Genomic DNA, 20930 nt, shown 5'->3' with positions numbered 1-20930 from the left:
TCGGTCTCCTCTGTCGGGGGTTGGGGGTCAGGACACTGTGGAAGCCCGGCGGACACGCTGCCCGGCGGCGGAGGCGACGCGGGCCTCCGCCCGGGTGAGCGCGAATCCGGAGTAGCCGCCGGCGACGACCTCCTCGCAGGTGGCCCGGTAGGTGGGGGCGCCGCCGAGATAGACCATGCAGGCGCGGGGTTTGCCGGGGATGTTCGCGCCCATGTACCAGGAGTTCGTCTCCGGCAGCAGGGTCTGGTTCGCGATGTCGTTGGTCAGTGCGCCCCAATCGCTTTCGGCCTGCGCCGTGGGCTCGATGACGTCGAGGCCGCGCCGGTCCAGGTAGTCGATCGCATCGGTGGCGAAGTCGACGTGGTCCTCGATGGCCAGCGGCATGTTGTAGAGCACCGACGGCGACTGCGGCCCGGTGATGACGAACAGGTTCGGGAACTCGTTGACCATGATGCCGAGGTATGTTCTGGGTCCGTGCTCCCACTTCTCGGCCAGCGGCAGGCCGCCCCGACCGCGGATGTCCATCGCCATCAGCGGGCCGGTCATGGCGTCGAATCCGGTTGCGAGCACGATGGTGTCGACCTCGTAGACGCGGTCGCCGACCCGGACTCCCATCGGGGTGATCTCGTCGATCGGCGTAGTTTTGACGTCGACGACGCTCACCGAGTCGCGGTTGAACGCCTCGTAGTAGTTGGTCTCGAGCGGTGGCCGCTTGGTGCCGTACGCGTAGCCGGTCGGGGCGAGCGTCGCCGCCTTGGCCGGGTCCTGGACCCGCTCGTGGATCCGCCCGCGAATGTAGTCGGCGATCGTGTCATTGGCCGCTTTGTCGAACAGGATGTCCTGATAGGAGTCGATGAACAACCGGAACCCGCCGGCGTTCCAGCGTTCGTCGAACGTGCGGCGACGCTCATCGGCGTCGACGGCGAGCGCGGACGGCTGCACCTGATCGAACGGAACGCCGAGGAAGTGGTTGCGGGCCGCGTTCCGCACGTCCGCGTAGTTGCCCTTGATGTCCGCCACCTCGTCCGGGTCGATCGGACCGTTGCCGAGCGGGGTCGCGAAGTTGGGGGTGCGCTGGAAGACGACGAGTTCGGCGGCGTCCTCGGCGATGAACGGGATCGCCTGGATCGCGCTGGCCCCGGTCCCGATCACGGCGACCCGCTTGCCGGTGAAGTCGGCGCCCTCGCGCGGCCAGTTGCCGGTGAGCAGCACCTCCCCGCGGAAGTTCTCGATGCCGCCGAACTCCGGCGTCTTCGGCACCGACAGGTTGCCCGCCCCCGAGATGAAGTACCGGCTGCGCACGACGGCGCCGTCGTCGGTGCGGACCGTCCACACCGAGTCCTCGTCGCTCCAGTGCACGCCGATCACCCGGGTGCCGAACGTGATGTCCTTCCGCAAGTCGAAGCGGTCGGCGACGTGTTCGAGGTAGCGGAGGATCTCCGGCTGTCCGGCGAACTTCTCACTCCACTGCCAGTCCTGCTGCAGATCCTCGTCGAACGAGTACGAGTAGTGGACGCTCTCGATGTCGCAGCGGGCTCCCGGGTACCGATTCCAGAACCAGGTGCCGCCCACGTCCGAGCCGGCCTCGAACACCCGCGTCGACAGCTTCATCGTGTCGCGCAGCTTGCGGAGCGCGTAGAGGCCGGCGAACCCGGCACCCACGACCACGACATCGACGTCGGCGGAAGAATTGGTCTTTGACATGGTGTTGGGCTCCTCGCGAACGGTGGGTTCCGGCTGAGTTCGTGCGGCCGGGGCATGCCGACAACGATGACCCGCGTCACATCACCCCCACACGGGGTGAAACACCCCCTTGATTACCTGTGTTGTCCGTCACAGCAGGTGGGGGTACGTTCGTGCCACACCTGGCCGAACGGACACGGGAGACATCCACTGACTCGCTCGAGAGAACTCACCAGGTCGATGACCAGCTTCATCGGCCGGCGCCGCGAGATCGAGGAAGCCCGCGCCCGCCTCCAGCAGTCCCGGCTGGTGTCGCTGCTCGGCGCGGGCGGTGTGGGCAAGACGCGGTTGGCCGAGGAACTCGCGGTCCGATCCGCGCGTGCCTTCCGCGACTCCGTCCGGTGGATCGATCTCGCACCCGTCCGCGACCCCGGCGCACTGCCCTCCGCCGCCGCGGCCGCCCTCGGCGTCACCGATCAGTCCAGCCGCGCGGTGATGGACAAGGTGACCGACCACCTGCGGTCGCGGCACCTGCTGATCGTCCTCGACAACTGCGAGCACCTGCTGTCCGCCGCCGGTGAATTCGTCGGCACCGTTCTGGCCGCCGCGCCGGAGGTCCGGGTGCTCACCACGAGTCGCGAACCGCTCGGGATCGCCGGTGAATTCACGTACGTGCTTCCGCCGCTGAACACCCCGGGTGAGTTGGAGGACTGCCGCGCCGCGGACATCGCCCCGTTCGAATCGGTGTCGCTGCTCGTCGAGCGGGCGCAGGGTGTCGTCGCCGACTTCCGTCTCACCGACGCGAACGCTCCCGCCGTCGCCCAGTTGTGCAATCAGCTCGACGGGATTCCGCTCGCCATCGAACTCGCCGCTGCCCGGCTGCGGTCGCTGTCCGCGTCGCAACTCGTCGAACGTCTCGACCAGCGGTTCGCGCTCCTCACCGGCGGCGACCGTGCCGCGATGCCCCGCCAGCAGACGCTGCGCGCCCTCATCGACTGGAGTTACGAACTGTGCTCCGACACCGAGCGGCGACTGTGGTCCCGGCTCGCCGTGTTCCCCGGCAGCTTCGATCTCGAAGCCGCGGAAGCGATCACCGGGTTCGGTGAGCTGTCCGACTCGCCGGTCATCGACGTCCTCGACCGGCTGGTCGGAAAATGCCTTGTCACCGTGGACCGTTCGACCGAGAGACTCCGCTATTCGCAGCTGATGACGGTCCGCGAATACGGGCACGAGCTCCTCGACCGCGGCGGGGAACGCGACGAACTGTACCGGCGACATCTCGAGCACTATTCGGAGCGCGCCCGCCAGTCGTCGCTCGACTGGTGCGGGCCAGGACAATCCGAGACGCTCGCGGCACTGCGGATCGACCACCCCAACCTCGTCGCCGCCCTGGACTGGGCCCTGCACGACGACTCGCAGCGGGCCGCGGCCGCCGAACTGGCCGTCGCGCTGCGGTACCACTGGATCGCCGGCGGCAACCTGTCGGACGGGCGGATCCGGCTCGAGCGGATCCTGCAACGGCTCACCGAACCGACCCGGGAGCGTGGCGACGTGCTGTGGGTGACCGCGTGGACCGCGCTGATCCAGGGTGACCGCGACGCCGCGCGGGAACACCTCGACGAATGCACGGCGATCGCGACGGCACTCGGCGACGAGCGACTGCGGGCGCACGCCGACCACTGGGCGGGGATTCACGCAGTGTTCTCCGGCCGCCCCGCCGACGCGATCCTGCTGTTCCGGGACGCGATCGCCGTTCACCGCGCCGTCGGCGACACGGCCTCGGCGCTGACGGCGTCGTTCGAACTGGGTATGGCGCAGACCTACGACGGACGTCTCGACGACGCACTGGAGACGTGCCGCGACGTGATCGCGGTGGCGGACAGGCACGGCGAGAAGTGGAACAAGGCCTACGCCCTCTGGGTTTCGAGCGTCGCGTACTTCCACCTGGGCCGGGCCGAGGACGCTGTCGACGCCGCCCAGCAGGCGCTGCGGATCCAACGCGACTTCAAGGACAAGATCTGCACTGCGCTGTCGATCGAGGTGCTGTCGTGGGTGGCGACGTCGAGCGGTGACGCGAACGCGGCGGCGACACTGTGCGGCGCCGCGAAGGGGGTGTGGCATCGGCTCGGCACGTCCGTCGCGGCGTTCGGCCCCCAGATCACCGACGACTCACAGTCGTCCGAGCGGGACGCCGCCCGCATGGTGGGGCCCGGCGAGTTCGCCCAACTCGCAACGCCCGCGGTCCGGCTCACCATCGAGCAGGCGGTCGACCTCGCGCTCGGCACCCGAACCGAGGACGCGGCGGCGCCCGTCGCCGAGGCGTCGCCGCTGACGAAGCGGGAACAGGAGATCGCCGAACTGCTCGCGCAGGGTCTCAGTAATCGGCAGATAGCCGAGGGCCTGGTGATCTCGCGGCGCACCGTCGACGGGCACGTCGAGCACATCTTCGACAAGCTGGCCGTCAGCTCCCGCACCCAGGTGGCGGCGTGGGTCGCGGCCCGGGCGCATCCGCCCGCCGTGGAGACCGGCCGGTAGCCGGGCCGTAACCGCAGTCCCCGCGAAAGGCACTGCACAGTCGGGGATCTCGACGGTCTATACTCCACGTCGTCGCCCACGGTCGTGGGCACCACCACGGGGAGGCAACGCATGACGTCGCAGCAGCAGGACACCGGGGCGGACTACCGCGGGCCGCTGGCACCGCCGCCGGCCAGCAGTCTGCCGCTCGCCATTCTTGCGATTATCGCGTTCGTGCCGTTCGGCATCGTCGCGCTGCTGCGTGCGCGCACCGTCCACCGACTGTGGGAGCGCGGCGAGTACGACCTGTCGGTGCGCGCCGCCGCCGACGCCCGCCAGTGGTCGATCCGCGCGATCGCCCTCGGTCTCTCGATCGCCGTGTTCGCGGTCGGGGCGGCGCTGGTGCTGTCGAAGCCCTAGCCCGGCGAAACGCCGTGAGCGGGAGCCGCTTCTACCGGTGGCCGCGGGCGTAGCCAGGCCGGCAGCCACCGCGGTTGCGCATCGGGCGCCTGGTCGAGCACCCCGCCCGCCGGATCGTCGATGAAGCCGTACCGCACGAGGTCCTCGCCGGGCCGGTAGATCTGGCGGAGGATGAGCGCGCAGATGACCACGACCGCGACGTCGCGGACCACCACCGCGGCGGTGAACCACTGCTCGGGGAGCCCCTTGTTGGACACGCCGAGGTAGTAGAACATGCGCGGCACCCACACGAGTGCGTCGATCGTCATCCAGGCCAGCAGGATCCGCCGGTGCGGGAACGCGAGCACGGCCAGCGGCACGAGCCACAGCGAATACTGCGGGCTCCACACCTTGTTGGTGAGGAGGAAACCCGCGACCAGCAGGAAGCACAGTTGGGTGAGCCGCGGCCGTCGCGGCGCCGTCAGCGCGACATACCCGATCCCGACACACACGAGCGCGAACAGCAGGAACGACACCGCATTGAGCACGGTGGGCGCCTCACCGGCCGCCAGGATTCCGTCGAATCCGGTCCAGCCCGTGAATGAGGAGATGACGTTGTAGACGGAATCCGGGTCGGCGCCGCGTTCGGAATTGAGCCGGAAGAACTCGGCCCAGCCGCGCGGGAACAGCACGGCGATCGGCAGATTCACCGCGATCCACGCACCGACCCCGGTCAGTGCCGTCACCGACCAGTCCCGCACCCGGCCCGTGCGCAGGCACAGCACCAGCAGGGGTCCGAGCAGGAGCAGCGGATACAGCTTGGCGGCGCCGCCGAGCCCGAGCAGGATCCCGGCCAGTACCGGCCGTTTCCGCGACCACGCCAGCAGCCCGCCCGCGGCGAAAGCCGTTGCGAGGGGATCGAAATTCGTGAACGCGTGCACGATCACGAGCGGGGACGCGGCGATCAGCGCGGCATCCCAGATCCGGCGTCCGGCCAGCAGCGCACTCGCCCAGACGGTGACCAGCCAGGCCAGTGCCAGACCTAGCGCGACGACGTTGAAATAGATCGCGACCTGCAGGGCACCGGGCAACCAATGCACCGCATCCCACGACTTCGCGATCGTCATCGCGCCGTACTGGTAGAGCCCGGAGATCACCGGGTATTCCATGTAGCGGCGCTGGATCTGACCGTTACCCGCGGTCTCTTCCCACCACTTCTTGTAGGGGAACGCGCCTTCGTTCAACCGTTCCGCCCCGTACAGGGGGACCGTGTCCGAGTAACACATCGCGACGTACTGCCTGCTGCCGCTCCAGTCGAGTCCGAGCGCACCGTTCTCGCCGACGGGAGCCTGCTGGATGCACGGCGCCTTCGCGAACCAGCCGAGCGCGAGAAACACGATCGCCAGCAACAGGATGGCGCGCATCGGCGTGAAGAACCGGCTGCGCCCGACGACTGCGTGCCGTCCGACCGGACCGCCGATCATGCCGGACAGATCGGCGGTCAGCGGGTCGGTGCGCCCGGGAAGATCCCGCCAGTCCGCGGAACGCCGATCCTTCGCCAGCGGCGCGGGCGAGACGAATTCCGTCTCGCCCGCGTCTCGGACGGCGTGCGCGTCACGGTTGTCGGCCACTCCGCGAGGCTACCGGTCGCCGTTAACGGGTCGGAACCTGCTGCTGGCCGTTACCGGCGTTCGGCGGTGTCGTCGTCTCCGGTTCCGCCGGCACGGCCGGGGCCGGGGTGGTCTGCCGCGGTGCCAGACCCGGAATCGGGATGGTGATGCCGGGCAGGATCTCGACCGGCGACGGCGTCACGACCACCGGCGGCACGAGTTCCGTCGGCAACTGGAACGTGCTCGACGGCGGCGCCGACGTCTTGGTCGGTGCGGGCGCCGAATAGGCCGGGACACCCGACTGACCACCGATGGAACCCGGCTTCGGGAACTTCTCGACGTCGGTGCCGTCGAGGGCGCCGTCCATCGTGTCCTTCCAGATGTCGGAAGGCAGACCGGAACCGTAGATCATGGCGCCGCCGCTGTTCTTCAGCGCCTGACCGTCGGTGGTGCCGACCCACACCGCCGTGGACAGCGACGGGGTGTACCCGACCATCCAGGCGTCCTTGTTCTGGCCGGTGTCGCCGAGCTGCGCGGTACCGGTCTTCGCCGCCGACGGGCGTCCGCCTGCCAGGTTGTGATTGCGCGAGTACCCGGCGATCGGCTCCATAGCCGACGTCACGTTGTCGGCGACGTCCTTGTCGATGCGGTCCTCACCGGTGTCGCCGCCGCGGTCGAGCAGCACCGTCCCGTCCGCACTCACGACCTTCTGCACGAAGTGCGGGGCGTGGTACGTGCCCGACGCGGCCAGCGTGGCGTACGACGACGCCATGTCGAGGACCCGCGACTGGTACTGGCCGAGCACGATGCCGTTGTTGGGACCACTGCCGTCGGGCTCGGTCAGCGAAGGTCCGACGCCGGGGATCTCCTTGGGGATGCCCGCCTTGTGGGCCATGTCGGCGATTGCCTGCGGTCCGCCGTCGAGTTCGAGTTCCTGACGGTAGAAGCTGGTGTTCAGCGACCGCTTCAGCGCCTCGGCGATGGTGCAGGTGCCGCAGCCCTCGCCCTCGACGTTGCTGATGGTGATGCCGTTGACGGTCAGCTCCGAGCTGTCGTACATCTGCGACAGCGGGATGCCCTGGTCGAGGGCCGCGGCGAGACCGAACACCTTGAACGAGGAACCGGTCTGCAGGCCGGCGTTCGCGAAGTCGTAGCCGCCACCGTCCTCGCCGCCGTAGTACGCCCGCACCGCGCCGGTCTTCGGGTCGACCGACACGACACCGGTGCGCAGGTTCTCCGGCTCACCCTCCATGTTCGAGCGGACCGAATCCACAGCCGCCGCCTGAGCGACCGGGTCGATCGTGGTGGTGATCTCGAGGCCCTCGGTGTTGAGCAGCTGCTCGCTGATCCCGGCCTCACCCAGCTCCCGCAGAACCTGGTTCTTGATCAGGCCCTCCGGTCCGGAATCCTGGTTGCCGTTGTCGACCTGAGCGATCGGCACGTACGGCGGGTACTGCATCACCGACCGGGCCGACTGCTGCAGCGTTCCGGCCGACACCATGCCGTCGAGCACGTAGTTCCAGCGCGCCTGCGCACCCTCCGGGTTGGTCTCCGGGTCGAGCAGCGACGGCAGCTGGATCGACGACGCCAGCACCGCGCTCTCCTCGACCGTCAACTGGTCGACGGGCTTGTTGAAGTACGCCTTCGACGCGGCCGCGATGCCGTACGCACCACGCCCGAAGTAGATGGTGTTCAGGTACGCGGCGAGGATGTCGTCCTTGGACCACTCACGCGCCATCTTCGACGAGATGACGAGTTCCTTCATCTTTCGCGTCAGCGAACGCTCGGAACCGACCATCGTCTTCTTCACGTACTGCTGTGTGATGGTCGAGCCACCACCGGCGCTGTCCTTGCCCAGGACGTTGTCGCGGGCGGCACGCGCGAAACCACCGATCGAGAAGCCGGGGTTCGAGTAGAAGTCCCGGTCCTCGGCAGCGAGCACCGCGTCACGGGTGTGCTTCGGGATCTGGTCGAGCGTCACCTCGGTGCGGTTGCCCTCCGGCGGCACCACCTTGCTGAGCACCGACGTGCCGTCGGACGCGTAGATCGTGGCCACCTGGTTGGTCTTGAGGTCGCCGGGACGCGGAACGTCCTGGACGACGTAGGCCGCCATGAACAGCAGGATCGGGATGATCAGACCCAGCGCGACACACGCGTACGCCGTCCGGCGCACGATCTTCCACCGCGACTTCTTCACAGCCGTCTTCTTTCCACCCTTCGGCGGTTCGCCACCGCGGCCGCCACCGGTCTTGCGGCCGTTCGACGGCGGCGGTCCCGGTGGGCGCCCACCGGGGCCCGACTGGTTGCGCACCACCGGGGGCGCACCCGCGGGACGTCCGGGCGGGGGACCGGGACGGCGCGGCGGGGGACCGGGCGGCCGGCCACCACCCTGCGGCGGCGGACCGGGACGACGCGGCGGCGGGCCGGGGGGACGGCCACCACCCTGCGGGGGCGGAGGCGGCATACGACGCGGCGGGGGACCACCCGCAGGCTGTCCGCCGCGGGGTGGTGGACCTCCGGGGCGCCCCTGTGGCGGGGGGCCACTCGGTCGTCTCGGTCCGTTCGGTCGATCACCCGGGGCGTTGCTGCGGGGGGAACTCACGTACAAATCTCCAGTGGTTGTGGACCGGCTTCAGTCCTGCGTTACGTCTGTGGGCATTCTTCGGCCCGCGTCCGTGTTCGGGCGTGTCTACTCGCTCGCGGTGCGACGGCTCGGGGGCCGAGGCCGTGGCGACGACCGCCTGGGCCGTTTCGGTGCGGGAACGGTACCGAGAACATAGGACTGAACCAAATGGTTCCAGCTGCATGTCCTGCACACCTCGACCACGTGAACCGAGAACTCCTCCTGAGTGGACGCGAGACGCACCAACTCCTCGGCCGTACGAGCCGAACCCGACACCGGGCCCAACTTGTCGCCGAAGACCCAGGAAACCAGAGTCAACTGCTCCTTACGGCAGATCGGGCACACCACGTCACTGCCCTTGCCGTGGAACTTTGCGGCACGAAGCAGGTAGGGGCTGGCGTCACAGACCTCCTTGACACCCGTCCTGCCCGAGTAGACCTCGGCCAGGAGAGACCGGCGCTGAAGCGCATAGTCCACCACCTGCCGCTGTATCCGCACGGAGACCAGAGTACGTGCGTCGCGTTCGGAGAGAAGGGGTCGGTCGAGTGACGCTGGTCAAACCCGGTTGCCGCACTACGATGCCGATGTGGCCTCAGGACCGTCCTCGCAGACTCGCGCACGTGACCTCGACCGGGTCAACGCATGCAGCCAACTCGACGCCGCGTACGCCGACGGCCAGCTCGGCGCCGGCGAGTACCACGACCGGTCCGCGCAGGCCATGTCCGCGAAGACCCTGGCCGAGCTGAACCTGCTGATCAGCGACCTGCAACTGCCGTCGGCGGTCACGGATCAGGCACCCGTCCGGACCCCGGGATCACCCCGCCTGGCGCTGCGGATCGCGGTCGCGTGCGGGGCGGTGATCGCGGTCGGCGCGATCGGTCTCGCGCTCACCGAGCAGGACGGCCCCGACCCCGTCGTCACACCCGTCCCGGCGCAGGTCGAAAAGCCCCTCGCCCAGCCGGAGGTCGCGGTACCCGCGGTCGAGCCGATCATCGTCGGCGCGGCGCAGCCCCTCACCCAGGACGGGATCTACGCCCTCTTCGAGCAGTACCGGCAGAAGTTCGGCGACCTCACCGTCCACGAACTGGGGTTGTACGACCAGTACGCGATCCTGTCGCGGACGGCGCCGGACGCCCCCGACAAGGTCGACCGGTACGACTTCCGCGGCGGATTCAAGACGTCGGACACTCGCACGCAACGCCTCCCCGGAACCGGCGAGGTCGACCTCGCCCAGGTCGACGTCCCCAAACTCGTCGCGCTCATCGCCGACGCACCCCGGCTGGTCGGCGTCCCGGACGGCAGCATCGGGCACGTCCTCCTCGCCGACGGCGGCAAGGGACCCGCGATCAACGTGTACGTCTACGACAAGGCCCAGACCGGTGGGGGTTATCTGCGGGCGACCCTCGGCGGAGACGTGTGGCAGGTGAATCCCGCGAACTAGCTGTCCGGGCTCTAAGATCCTCGGGTGGCCAGCCGATACCCCGCGAACACGCGGGCGCGAGACGTCGATCGAGCCAACACGTCCGCACTGCTCGATGCCGCGTTCGGCGACGGCCAGATCAACAAGTCCGAGCACCGTGCGATGTCCGACCTAGCCTCGGAGGCCCGCACCCTCGCCGACCTGGACGTTCTGGTCGGTGACCTGCAACGGCCCGCCGACGCACCACCGGACGCACGGCCCCCGCGCGACACCGCCAAGCCCTGGTTCCCGCTCGCCGTCGCCGCGGTCGCGGTCGTGGCGGCGGTCGGCGCCTTCACCCTCGCCGCCGGCGAAGACGCGGAGGCCACCGTGACGCCCGTCGCGCAGCAGATCGATTTCGATGCCGTCGAACCACTGGTCGTCGCGACCCCGAACCCCGTGTCCCCCGAGGGCATGAAGGTGTTCCTCGACCGGTACCGCGCCAAGTTCGGCGACCTGATCGTCGACGACCTCACCCTCTACGAGGGCGGCCACGCCAGCCTCGAACGCGCGCTCCCACTCGAACCGAACCGGATGGTGAGCTACGGCTACCGCGGCGGCTTCACGGCGTCCGGCACCCCGACAACCCGGAAGGTCGACACCCCCGTGTTCGACCTGACGACGCTGAACCTCGACAGGATCGGCGGGACGGTCGCGGGTGCCCCGGTGAGCCTGAACGTCCCCGACGGAAAAGTCAGTCACATCTCGTTCCAGACCGACAGCGGCGGCCCCACCGTGTCGATCTACGTGACCAACGAGTTCAGTGAGAGCGGATACATGGAACTCGCCCCGTCCGGCGAACCCCTGAGCGTCCGTCCCTTCGGCCGATAGGACGCAGATGCCCAGGACCACACTCGCCGGTGTCCGCGCCCGCGACTCCGACTGCGCCGATGCGTGCGGGTTGCTCGACGCCGCCCTCGCCGACGGTCAACTGTCCGCCTCGGAACACGCCTCGCGCACCTCCACTGCGATGCGGGCGAAGACGTTCGACGAACTCGAACGCCTGATCGGGGACCTCCAGATCCCCAGCAGGCTCGCGGCCAGTCCCGTCGTGTCGCCGCGCCGCCGACGATCGCCCCGGCGGTGGGTGTACGCCGCGATCCTCGTCGTCGCCGCGGCCGCCGTCGGCGGCATCGCCGGGGCCGTCGCGAACAGCGATCTCGGCCCGTCGAAGTCGGTGCCGAACCTGACCACCGGCGCCGGCCTGCACTTCTTCCTCGACGAGTACCGCGCCGAGTACGGCGACACCGTCGCCGACGACCTCGGCCTCTACCCGGAACACGCCGTCGTCGACCGGCCGGCCTCCGGAAACGCGAGGCAGTCCGATTCCTACCTCTACGACGGCGAGTTCGACGACTGGGGCAGTTCCTCCAGCCGCGCCGCCGACGAGAGGTCCTTCGACCTCGGCACCGTCGACCAGGTCGCGATCGCCGGACTGCTCGCCGGGGCACCCGAAACGCTGCATGTCCCCGACGGTGCGGTGGAGATCGTGTCCTTCGGCTACGAACCCGGCTCCGACGACGGACCGCCGACCATCTCCATCCACGTGAAGAACGCCGACGGCGACAGCGGGCACATGGTCGTCGGATTCGACGGCGAGCCGTTCGACATCTACCCGTTCGAGGACTGAGCGTCCGGGTGGCTGTCCCGCCCACTGACGCATCGTCGGCGATTCCGCGCGCCCGGACCAGGGTCAATAGCCTGTGACGGCTTGTCCCATGTATCGAGCGGGCGTATCGTCCTATATATCGGTGCGATATAGTTTTGAATCGCATCACACGGTTAGGTCGGGCGACTCAGGGGGTGGACATGCTCGAATTGGCAATTCTCGGGCTGCTCCACGAGTCACCCATGCACGGATACGAGCTACGCAAGCGGTTGACGGGACTCCTGGGTGCATTCCGCGCCTTCTCCTACGGTTCCCTCTACCCGACGCTCCGACGCATGCAGGCAGACGGATTGATCGCCGAAGACGCAGGTCCTCCGGGGACCGTCAAACGTCGCGCCCGCCGCGTCTACCAGCTCACGCCGATCGGCAAGGAGCGGTTCAAGGAACTGGTCGCCGACACGGGTCCGCAGAACTACACCGACGATGGATTCGGCGTTCATCTCGCCTTCTTCAGCCGCACCCCCGCCGAGGCGCGGATGCGGATTCTCGAAGGCAGACGACGCCAGGTCGAGGAGCGCCGGGAGGGGCTTCGAGACGCGATCGGCAGAGCAAGCGGCACGCTGGATCGCTACACCAAGCAGCTCCACCAGCTCGGCCTCGAATCCAGTGAGCGTGAAGTGCGCTGGCTCAACGAGCTGATCGCCGCCGAGCAATCGACAGCAACACCTAAGAAAGAAGGAGAACCCGACCATGGGTGAGAACAGCACCGCGGTGCGCGTAGCCATTGTGGGCGTGGGGAACTGTGCCTCGTCCTTGGTTCAGGGCGTGCAGTACTACAAGGACGCCGACGAGACGGCGACCGTTCCCGGCCTCATGCACGTCAAGTTCGGCAAGTACCACGTGCGCGACGTGCAGTTCGTCGCCGCGTTCGACGTCGACGCCAAGAAGGTCGGATTCGACCTGTCCGAGGCCATCTTCGCCAGCGAGAACAACACCATCAAGATTGCCGACGTCCCGCCGGCCGACGTTCCGGTGCTGCGCGGCCCCACCCTCGACGGCATCGGCAAGTACTACGCCGAGACCATCGAGATCTCCGAGGCCGAGCCCGTCGACGTCGTCAAGGCTCTGAAGGACGCCAAGGTCGACGTGCTGGTCTCGTACCTGCCCGTGGGTTCCGAGGACGCCGACAAGTTCTACGCCCAGTGCGCCATCGACGCGAATGTCGCGTTCGTCAACGCCCTGCCCGTGTTCATCGCCTCCGATCCCGAGTGGGCCGCGAAGTTCAAGGACGCCGGCGTCCCGATCGTCGGCGACGACATCAAGTCGCAGGTCGGCGCCACCATCACCCACCGCGTGATGGCGAAGCTCTTCGAAGACCGCGGCGTGCAGCTCGACCGCACCATGCAGCTGAACGTCGGCGGCAACATGGACTTCAAGAACATGCTCGAGCGTGACCGCCTGGAGTCGAAGAAGATCTCCAAGACGCAGGCCGTGACGTCGAACCTGACCCGCGACCTCGGTCCGGGCAACGTGCACATCGGCCCGTCGGACCACGTCGGCTGGCTCGACGACCGCAAGTGGGCGTACGTCCGCCTCGAGGGTCGCGCGTTCGGTGACGTTCCGCTGAACCTGGAGTACAAGCTCGAGGTCTGGGACTCCCCGAACTCGGCAGGCATCATCATCGACGCCGTCCGCGCAGCCAAGATCGCCAAGGACCGCGGCATCGGCGGACCCGTCTACCCGGCGTCCGCGTACCTGATGAAGTCCCCGCCGGTCCAGATGGCGGACGACAAGGCTCGCATCGAGCTCGAGGCGTTCATCATCGGCGCGGAGTAATCCACGCAGCTTTACCGAGCGCATAGGTCGCTCAGCTCCCGGCGAATGCACCTTTCGTCGTCTTCATGGCGACGAAAGGTGCATTCGCCTTTGTGTTCGACTTCTTGTCAGACCCTCCCTCTACGGTGACACCCAGGATTCATCGAGGGAGGCGTGATGTCCGACAACACTTTCGATCGCGAGATCGACGACGCCTGGACCGAGCTCCAGGACCGTCTGACCGGCTACGTGCACGCGATGGAGGACGACGACGAACTGGTGCTGCAGTCGCAGTACGACAGCGTCGACGAGGGCCTCGTCGAGACCGCCGCGTGTGTGCGGTTCTTCGCCTGGGCCGGCGACAAGGTGCGGTGCGAGGTGCCGTCCAACCGCTTCCTGCACCCGGCGCGGGCGCTCACCGCGGAGGAGCACGAGCGGCTGATCGAACTCGGCTGGAACCGCCCCGACCTGTGCGAGCACGTCGACGAGGGCAACGGTTCCGCGTCGTACTACCTCGACGCCGACCGGGAGGACGCCCACCTGCTGGCGTCGATGACGGTCACCGTGTTCCGGGAGATCTGGGACCTTCTGCACCCCTCGTTCCTGAAGGCGATCACCGGCGGCCGGGACGAGACCGCCGAGTTCGGTACCGCCGACGTCCCCGCCCAGCTGCGCGACGGCACCGGGTTGCGCGACCGTGTCGACGCCGCGGTCGAGGCCATGCTCGAGCAGGAACCGGGCAAGGACGCGGACGGCGACATCCTCGTGTGGGTCGGCGACCTCCCCACGTATGTGCGGGCGATCGAGGAAGACGCCCGCGTCGAGGTGTTCGCCCGCGTGGTCCACACGATCAGTGATCGCACGCGCACGGCGGAAGCTCTCGCCGACCTCAACCGCCAGTGGCCCGACATCAAGTTCCTGCTCATCGTCGACAACGTGGTCGCCGTCATGCGCATCGACGGGTCACCGTTCGTGGCCGATCATCTGGTGTCGGTGTTCCGGATGTTCGAGCATTTCGTGGACACCATCGACGACGCGTTCGCCGAAAAGCTCGGCGGCAAACTCAATTCCACGCCCGAGGCCACGTCCTCGTCCGCCGAGCACGAATGCGCGGACGAGTTCCCCGCCGCCCTCGTGACCCTGATCCACCTCGACTCCGAGAGCGGCCTCGACCCCGACGACGTCGCGGAAATCTGCGGACGCGACCGCGACACCATCCTTGAATTCCTCCGCCTCTGCTCCGAGCAGGAGATCGAGTGGCGCCACAATGCCGAACTCGCCCGCGAGGAGGACGCCGAAGAGGCAGCCATGTGCGAGGACGAGTCGCGGGCGTGGGCCAAGACGAAGGAAAGCCTGCGCGCCGCGCTGCGAGTTGTGGTGCTGCCGCACCGGACTCCGCCGCGCGGCGGGTTCCAGAACCTCGGCTAACCCGGCAGCGGGATGATGACGCCCGGCAGGATTTCGATCTGGGTGGGCGCCGGGACCGGTGCGGGTACCGGCGGGACGGGCGGCACCGGGACGGCCGCCGGGGGCGGAACCTCGACGGGTGCGGGGGTTGGCGCGCCGGGCGGCGGGACGACCCCGCTGGTGCCGGGAGCTGTTCCGTCGCCGCCGGTTTGACCGCTCCACGTCGGCACGCCGGCCTGACCGCCGATCGGGTCGGGCCACGGGAAGTCTTCCCAGTCGGTGTCCTCGAGCGCGCCGTCCATCGTGTCTTTCCAGATGTCGGACGGCAGACCCGAACCGTAGATCAACCCGCCCCAGGTGTTGTTGATGGCGGTGGCGTCGGCCTTGCCGATCCACACCGCCGTCGACAGCGACGGTGTGTAGCCGACCATCCAGGCGTCCTTGTTCTCACCGGTGTCACCGAGTTGCGCGGTGCCGGTCTTCGCCGCGGACGGGCGTCCCCCCGCCAGCGCGTGACCCCGCGAGTAGGAGGCGATCGGCATCAGTGCCTGGCTGATGTTGTCGGCGACGGCCGGGTCGAGTCGCTGTTCGCCGGGGCTGGGTGCCCGGTCGAGGAGCACGACACCGTCGGCGGTCACGACGCGCTGCACGAAGTACGGCTGGTGATAGACCCCGGACGCGGCGAGCGTCGCATACGCCGACGCCATGTCGATCGGCCGCGACAGGTACTGGCCGAGGACGATGCCGCCCTCCGGTTCGCCGCCGTTCTCGCTGAGCGTCTTGCCCTGCACTCCGGGGATGAACTCCGGGATCCCCGCCTTGTGGGCGGCGTCGGCGATGGCCTGCGGGCCGTTGTCCAACGACATCATCAACCGGTAGAAACTCGTGTTCAGCGACCGCTTCGTCGCCTCCGCGATGGTGCACGTGCCGCAGGACTCGCCCTCGACGTTGCCGATCTGCACACTGCCGACGGTCAGCGGGGCGCTGCTGAACCGGGCCGAGAGCGGTATGCCCTGATCGAGTGCGGCGGCCAGGCCGAAGACCTTGAACGACGACCCCGTCTGCAGCGGCGCCTGCGCGTAGTCGAAGCCGGCGCCGTCCTCGCCGCCGTAGTACGCGCGCACCCCGCCGGTGCGCGGGTCGATGGACACGACCGCGGTCCGCAGCGCCGGATCCTCACCTTCGAGGTTGTCGTGGACGGCGTCGATCGCGGACTGCTGCGCCTTCGGATCGATCGTGGTGGTGATCTGCAGGCCCTCGGTGTTGAGGGTCTGCTCGGAGATCCCCGCATCCGACAACTCGTGCAGCACCTGGTTGCGGATCAGGCCGTCGGGGCCGGGCGCGGAGTTGGCGTCGGTGGGCCGATTGGACGGCGCCGTGACCGGGAACTCCGCGGCACTGCGATCCTGCTGGCTCAGCACACCCATCGAGACCATGCCGTCGAGGACGTAGTTCCAGCGCGCCTGCAACTGATCGAGGTTCGCTTCGGGGTCGAGGTAGGACGGGCTCTGGATCACGGAGGCGAGCACCGCTCCCTCGGCCACGGTGAGATCGCCGACCGGCTTGTCGAAGTACGCGCGCGACGCCGCCTCGATGCCGTACGCGCCGCGACCGAAGTAGATGGTGTTCAGGTAGGCGGCGAGAATCTCGTCCTTGGACCACTCGCGGGCCATCTTGGTGGAGATCACGAGTTCCCGCATCTTCCGGTACACGTTGCGATCCGCGCCGACCAACACGTTCTTGACGTACTGCTGCGTGATCGTCGACCCACCGCCCGCGCTTTCCTTGCCGAGAACATTGTCGCGGGCGGCGCGCATGAAACCGGTGACCGAGAACCCGGGGTTGGAGTAGAAGTTGCGGTCCTCCGCCGACAGGACGGCGTCGCGGACGTGCTGCGGGATGGCGTCGAGCGCGATCTCCGTGCGGTTGCCTTCCGGCGGGATCACCTTGGTCAGCTCGGTCGTGCCGTCGGCGGCGAAGACGGTCGCCACCTGGTTGGTCTTCATGTCCGACGGTCGCGGGACCTCGGCGCGGATGTAACTGACCAGGAAGACGACGAGCGGGATGACCAGCAGCAACGCAATCACGACCAGGCTCACCCGGCGGACCGCGCGCCACCGGGTGCGCTTCTTCTTCCCGTCCGGTGGTGGGGTGGTCGCCTCGGCCGAACCGTCGTCTGCGGGCGGTGTGTCTCCCGGATCGGAGGCACGATTGTCCGTCGCGTCGTTGCCAGAACTCACTTACACACTCCCGGTCAGTTATCCGGTCACGGAGGATCGTCGCACCCACCCGTACGTATGTTATGTGAACGACCGGGGGCGTGGCGCGCGGCGCGCTACCGCTCAGCAACTATCCGTACCGACCGGACTGTTTCAGTGCACCCGGTTCCGCGCGGTGATCGCCAGCCCCGACAGCACCAGACACCCGGCCAGCACCAGCGCGGGGGTGACGCCGGGGTCGTCGCGGAACACCTCGACGACCGCGGCGACGAACGCCATCACCGTGAAGAACCCGAGAATCCCGATCAGAACCTCGAGCCGCTGCCGCTTCGCCACCGGATGCACTACCGATACCTCGTCAGCTCTTCACGCCGCCGGCCGTCAGGCCCGACACGATGCGACGCTGGAACAGCAGCACCATGATCACCAGCGGAATGGTGACGATCGTGCCCGCCGCCATGATCGCCGCATACGGCACGACATGCGGGTCGTTGCCGGAGAACCGGGCGATCGCGACGGTGACGGGTTCGGTGGCGTCACTGGAGAGCTGGCTGGCCAGCAGGTACTCGTTGACGGTCGCGATGAACGCGAGGATGGCCGTGGTGAACAGGGCCGGCGCCGCGAGCGGCAACATCACCAGCCGGAACGCCTGACCGCGGCTGGCACCGTCGATGCGGGCCGCCTCCTCGAGTTCCCAGGGAAGTTCCTTGAAGAACGACGTCAGCGTGTAGATGGTGAGCGGCAGGACGAACGAGATGTTCGGGATGATCATCGCCTGGTACGTGCCGATCCAGCCGATGTTCGTGAACAGCTGGAACAGCGGGGTGACCAGAGCGACGACGGGGAACATCGACGCCCCGAGCACGATGCCGACCACCACGTATTTGAACCGGAACTCGATGCGGGCCAGCGCGTAGGCGGTGAAGATGCCGACGGCGAGGGCGATGACGGTGGTGATTCCGCCGATGATCATGCTGTTGACGACGGCGCGGGTGAAGTTGTTGCCGCTGCTCGTCGACAGTGCGTTCTGGAAGTTCTCGAGCGTAACGTGTGTGGGCCACGGGGTGGTGTCGAACGTGTAGTCCGGGTCGCGGAACGCCGTCACCATCATCCAGTAGAACGGCGCGAGCCCCCAGACCAGGATGATCGCGACGCCGATGTAGATGCGGGAGTTCTTGAACGCGAGCCGCGTCGGACGGTTGCGGGCGGGGGGTTTGCTCGGGAGTTCGAGCTCCGGGGCGCGGTGGGTCACGGCTTCGGCCCCTTTCGCTGGGCTTCCTGCGTTTCGACGGCGTTGGCGCCGAGGAACTTCACGAGCACGAATGCCACCGCGAAGATCAGGAGGAACGTGATGGTCGAGAGTGCGGACGCGCTGTTGAACCCTTGCCGCACCTGGTCGACGACGAGGATCGACACCGTCGTGGTGGCCGGGTTGCCACCCGTCAGGATGGCGGGCAGGTCGTACATGCGGAGGGCGTCCATGGTGCGGAACAGGATCGCGACCATCAGCGCCGGCTTCACCAGCGGGAGCGTGATCTGCCGGAACCGCTGCCAGGCGGTGGCACCGTCGACGCGCGCCGCCTCGTACACGTCCTGCGGGATCATCTGCAGGCCGGCGAGGATCAGCAGGGCCATGAACGGGGTGGTCTTCCAGACGTCCGAGATGATCACCGCGAACCGGGCCGGCCAGGCGTCCGACGTCCACAGGATCTCGGTGCCGAGGAGGCGGTTGGCGATGCCGTCGTAGGCGAAGATGAAGTACCAGAGCTTGGCGGTGACCGCGGTCGGGATGGCCCACGGGATCAGGACCGCAGCGCGCAGCAGGGCGCGGCCCTTGAACGTCTTGCCCATGATGATCGCCATCCACAGGCCGATCGCGACCTCGAGAGTCACCGTGACGACCGTGAAGAACGCGGTGTTCCCGACGGCCGACCAGAACTGGGAGCCGAGCGTGCCGGGCGGGCACGCCACCGACACTCCGCTCGGGGACGTGCACTGCTGCAGAATCCAGTGCGTGTAGTTGGTGAATCCGGCCCAGCCGCCCTCGACGAACATGCCGGTCGTCGGATCGAGTCCCGCGTCCTTCTGGAACGACATCACCACTGCCCGGACCACCGGGTAGCCGATGACGACGGCCAGCACGACCAGGGTCGGTACGACCAACATCCACGCGCGACGACCGCTCAGCCCGGAGCTTCGCGTGTTCTCGCTCTTCTCACGCGAACCGCGGCCGGGGTCGGAACCCCCGGCCGCGGGACGGGCCGGCGCTCCACTGGAGGTCCCAGTCGGAACGGCCATGTTCACTCCTGTGCTCTACGAGCCTGCGGACTGGATACCGGACTGCATGTCCGTGATCGCCTGATCCACCGACTTCTCACCCTTGATGGCAGCGTAGGCGTTGTCCTGCACGGCCTTCGACACCGCCGGGTAGAACGGCGTGACGGGACGGGGGACGGCGTTCTCGATCGACACCTTCAGCGTCGGCATGAACGGGAAGGCCGCGATGATCTCCGGGTCGTCGTACAGTGCGGCGCGGACCGGCGGCAGCGAGCCCATGGCGATGATCCGCTGCGCCTGCTCACCCTGCAGGAACGTGAGGAAGTCGCGGGCCGTCGCCTTGTTCTCGGAGTACGCGCTGATGGCCGCGTTGTAGCCGCCGAGCGTCGAGGCGCCGATACCGTCCTTGCCGGGCAGCGGGGCGACCGCGAACTTGCCCTTCACCGCGGACGAATCCTTGTCGGCGGTGCCGTACACGTACGGCCAGTTGCGCAGGAACAGCGACTTGCCGTCCTCGAACGCCTTCTGGCTCTCGGGCTCCTTGAACGTGGTGTCCTGGGCCGGGATGTCACCGTTCTTGAAGTTGTCGACCAGAACCTGCAGGCCGGCGCGGGCCTCGGGGCTGTCGACGGTGGGGGTCTTGCCGTCTTCGCCGACGAACGAGCCGCCGTACGCGTTGATGACCTCGGCGGTGTTCACCGTCAGGCCCTCGTACGGTGCGAACTGACCGGCGTAACAGTCGATGTTGTTGGTCTTCGCGACCTCACACGCCGCGGACAGCTCGGCCCACGTCTTCGGTGCGGCGGGCAGCAGGTCGCTGCGGTAGTACAGCAGGCCGCCGTTGGTGTTCTTCGGCGCCGCGTACTGGGTGCCGTTGTAGGTGGCGCTGTCGACCGTGGCGGGGAGGATTCCGGTGTTGTCCACCGCGAACTCGCCGGTCAGCGGCTGCAGCCAGCCCTTGGCCGCGAACTCCGCGGTCCAGGGGACGTCGAGTGCGACGACGTCGTAGTCGGACTGCTTGGCCTGCAGGTGCTGGACCAGGTCGTCGTGCGCCTGATCGGCGTCGTTCGACTGCTCCTTGAACGTCACCTGCTCGTCCGGGTGCTCAGCGTTCCACGCGTCGATGATCTGGCGGACGACACCGGTCTCGGTGGTGTCCTTGCCCTCGACGTACGTGATGGGTCCGCGGCCGTCGAGGTTCTCCGACGTGGAATCGCTGCCGCTGTCGCTCGAGCAAGCGGTGAGCGTGACCAGCGAGGCGGCGGTGGCAAACACCGCGGCGCGCCGGACCGCTCTCGAAATCTGAACCATGGAG

At 68.1% G+C, this 20930-nt stretch carries 17 protein-coding genes; 8 read left to right on the top strand and 9 right to left on the bottom strand.

Features of this window, described 5'->3' with window-relative positions; genetic code table 11:
- Positions 1 to 27 precede the first annotated feature (27 nt).
- Positions 28 to 1704 carry a flavin-containing monooxygenase gene (locus tag MLGJGCBP_RS21080; protein ID WP_160097865.1) on the bottom strand — a complete coding sequence of 559 codons (1677 nt, stop codon included), beginning with the start codon at positions 1702 to 1704 and terminating at the stop codon, positions 28 to 30.
- A gap of 219 nt (positions 1705 to 1923) precedes the next feature.
- Between MLGJGCBP_RS21080 and MLGJGCBP_RS21075 the strand changes: the two genes are divergently transcribed.
- Positions 1924 to 4218, top strand: a complete 2295-nt coding sequence (locus MLGJGCBP_RS21075; protein ID WP_160097864.1) for an ATP-binding protein — start codon at positions 1924 to 1926, stop codon at positions 4216 to 4218.
- A gap of 111 nt (positions 4219 to 4329) precedes the next feature.
- Positions 4330 to 4617 carry a CD225/dispanin family protein gene (locus tag MLGJGCBP_RS21070; protein ID WP_160097863.1) on the top strand — a complete coding sequence of 96 codons (288 nt, stop codon included), beginning with the start codon at positions 4330 to 4332 and terminating at the stop codon, positions 4615 to 4617.
- On the opposite strand, the gene MLGJGCBP_RS21065 is transcribed toward MLGJGCBP_RS21070, so the two are convergent.
- From MLGJGCBP_RS21065 to MLGJGCBP_RS21055, 3 genes are all read right to left on the bottom strand, one after another.
- Positions 4614 to 6227, bottom strand: a complete 1614-nt coding sequence (locus MLGJGCBP_RS21065; RefSeq protein ID WP_160097862.1) for a glycosyltransferase family 87 protein — start codon at positions 6225 to 6227, stop codon at positions 4614 to 4616. The two genes, MLGJGCBP_RS21070 and MLGJGCBP_RS21065, sit on opposite strands and share 4 nt — an antisense overlap.
- 22 nt (positions 6228 to 6249) lie before the next feature.
- On the bottom strand, positions 6250 to 8520 hold the full coding sequence (locus MLGJGCBP_RS21060; RefSeq protein ID WP_328799579.1) for a transglycosylase domain-containing protein: 2271 nt from the start codon (positions 8518 to 8520) through the stop codon (positions 6250 to 6252).
- Between the two features lie 375 nt (positions 8521 to 8895).
- Positions 8896 to 9327 (bottom strand): DUF5318 domain-containing protein, encoded by a 432-nt coding sequence (locus MLGJGCBP_RS21055; RefSeq protein WP_072947293.1) that lies wholly within the window; start codon positions 9325 to 9327, stop codon positions 8896 to 8898.
- 88 nt (positions 9328 to 9415) lie between these two features.
- Here MLGJGCBP_RS21055 and MLGJGCBP_RS21050 point away from each other — a divergent pair, with 88 nt between their 5' ends.
- The 6 genes from MLGJGCBP_RS21050 (at position 9416) to MLGJGCBP_RS21025 (ending at position 15140) form a co-directional block, all read left to right on the top strand.
- On the top strand, positions 9416 to 10270 hold the full coding sequence (locus tag MLGJGCBP_RS21050) for a DUF1707 SHOCT-like domain-containing protein (protein ID WP_160097861.1): 855 nt from the start codon (positions 9416 to 9418) through the stop codon (positions 10268 to 10270).
- 24 nt (positions 10271 to 10294) lie between these two features.
- Positions 10295 to 11119 (top strand): DUF1707 SHOCT-like domain-containing protein, encoded by an 825-nt coding sequence (locus MLGJGCBP_RS21045; protein WP_160097860.1) that lies wholly within the window; start codon positions 10295 to 10297, stop codon positions 11117 to 11119.
- Positions 11120 to 11126: 7 nt separating this feature from the next.
- On the top strand, positions 11127 to 11918 hold the full coding sequence (locus MLGJGCBP_RS21040) for a DUF1707 SHOCT-like domain-containing protein (protein WP_160097859.1): 792 nt from the start codon (positions 11127 to 11129) through the stop codon (positions 11916 to 11918).
- A 179-nt stretch (positions 11919 to 12097) separates the two neighbouring features.
- Positions 12098 to 12655 carry a PadR family transcriptional regulator gene (locus MLGJGCBP_RS21035; protein WP_012690437.1) on the top strand — a complete coding sequence of 186 codons (558 nt, stop codon included), beginning with the start codon at positions 12098 to 12100 and terminating at the stop codon, positions 12653 to 12655.
- Positions 12648 to 13733 carry an inositol-3-phosphate synthase gene (locus tag MLGJGCBP_RS21030; RefSeq protein WP_087555593.1) on the top strand — a complete coding sequence of 362 codons (1086 nt, stop codon included), beginning with the start codon at positions 12648 to 12650 and terminating at the stop codon, positions 13731 to 13733. The genes MLGJGCBP_RS21035 and MLGJGCBP_RS21030 overlap by 8 nt, the downstream gene beginning before the upstream one ends.
- Positions 13734 to 13889: 156 nt before the next feature.
- Entirely contained in the window at positions 13890 to 15140 is a 1251-nt protein-coding gene (locus MLGJGCBP_RS21025) for a T3SS (YopN, CesT) and YbjN peptide-binding chaperone 1 (protein ID WP_160097858.1), read from the top strand.
- Here the strand turns inward: MLGJGCBP_RS21025 and MLGJGCBP_RS21020 are convergent.
- The 5 genes from MLGJGCBP_RS21020 to MLGJGCBP_RS21000 form a co-directional block, all read right to left on the bottom strand.
- The gene (locus MLGJGCBP_RS21020; protein ID WP_160097857.1) at positions 15137 to 17359 is read right to left on the bottom strand and encodes a transglycosylase domain-containing protein; all 2223 of its coding nucleotides are present in this window, start codon (positions 17357 to 17359) and stop codon (positions 15137 to 15139) included. The two genes, MLGJGCBP_RS21025 and MLGJGCBP_RS21020, sit on opposite strands and share 4 nt — an antisense overlap.
- A gap of 132 nt (positions 17360 to 17491) precedes the next feature.
- Complete coding sequence (locus MLGJGCBP_RS21015) at positions 17492 to 17683, bottom strand: hypothetical protein (RefSeq protein ID WP_087555590.1); 192 nt, start codon at positions 17681 to 17683, stop codon at positions 17492 to 17494.
- A 13-nt stretch (positions 17684 to 17696) separates the two neighbouring features.
- Entirely contained in the window at positions 17697 to 18590 is an 894-nt protein-coding gene (locus MLGJGCBP_RS21010; RefSeq protein ID WP_087555589.1) for a carbohydrate ABC transporter permease, read from the bottom strand.
- Positions 18587 to 19636 (bottom strand): carbohydrate ABC transporter permease, encoded by a 1050-nt coding sequence (locus tag MLGJGCBP_RS21005; RefSeq protein WP_160097856.1) that lies wholly within the window; start codon positions 19634 to 19636, stop codon positions 18587 to 18589. Before MLGJGCBP_RS21005 ends, MLGJGCBP_RS21010 begins: the two co-directional genes overlap by 4 nt.
- Positions 19637 to 19651: 15 nt before the next feature.
- On the bottom strand, positions 19652 to 20926 hold the full coding sequence (locus MLGJGCBP_RS21000; RefSeq protein WP_087555587.1) for an ABC transporter substrate-binding protein: 1275 nt from the start codon (positions 20924 to 20926) through the stop codon (positions 19652 to 19654).
- Between the last annotated feature and the right edge of the window lie 4 nt (positions 20927 to 20930).

It is taken from the genome of Rhodococcus sp. T7 (genome assembly GCF_009872365.1).
In the GTDB taxonomy this organism is placed as follows: Bacteria; Actinomycetota; Actinomycetes; order Mycobacteriales; family Mycobacteriaceae; genus Rhodococcus_F.
This window is presented reverse-complemented; position numbering and strand designations above follow the sequence as displayed.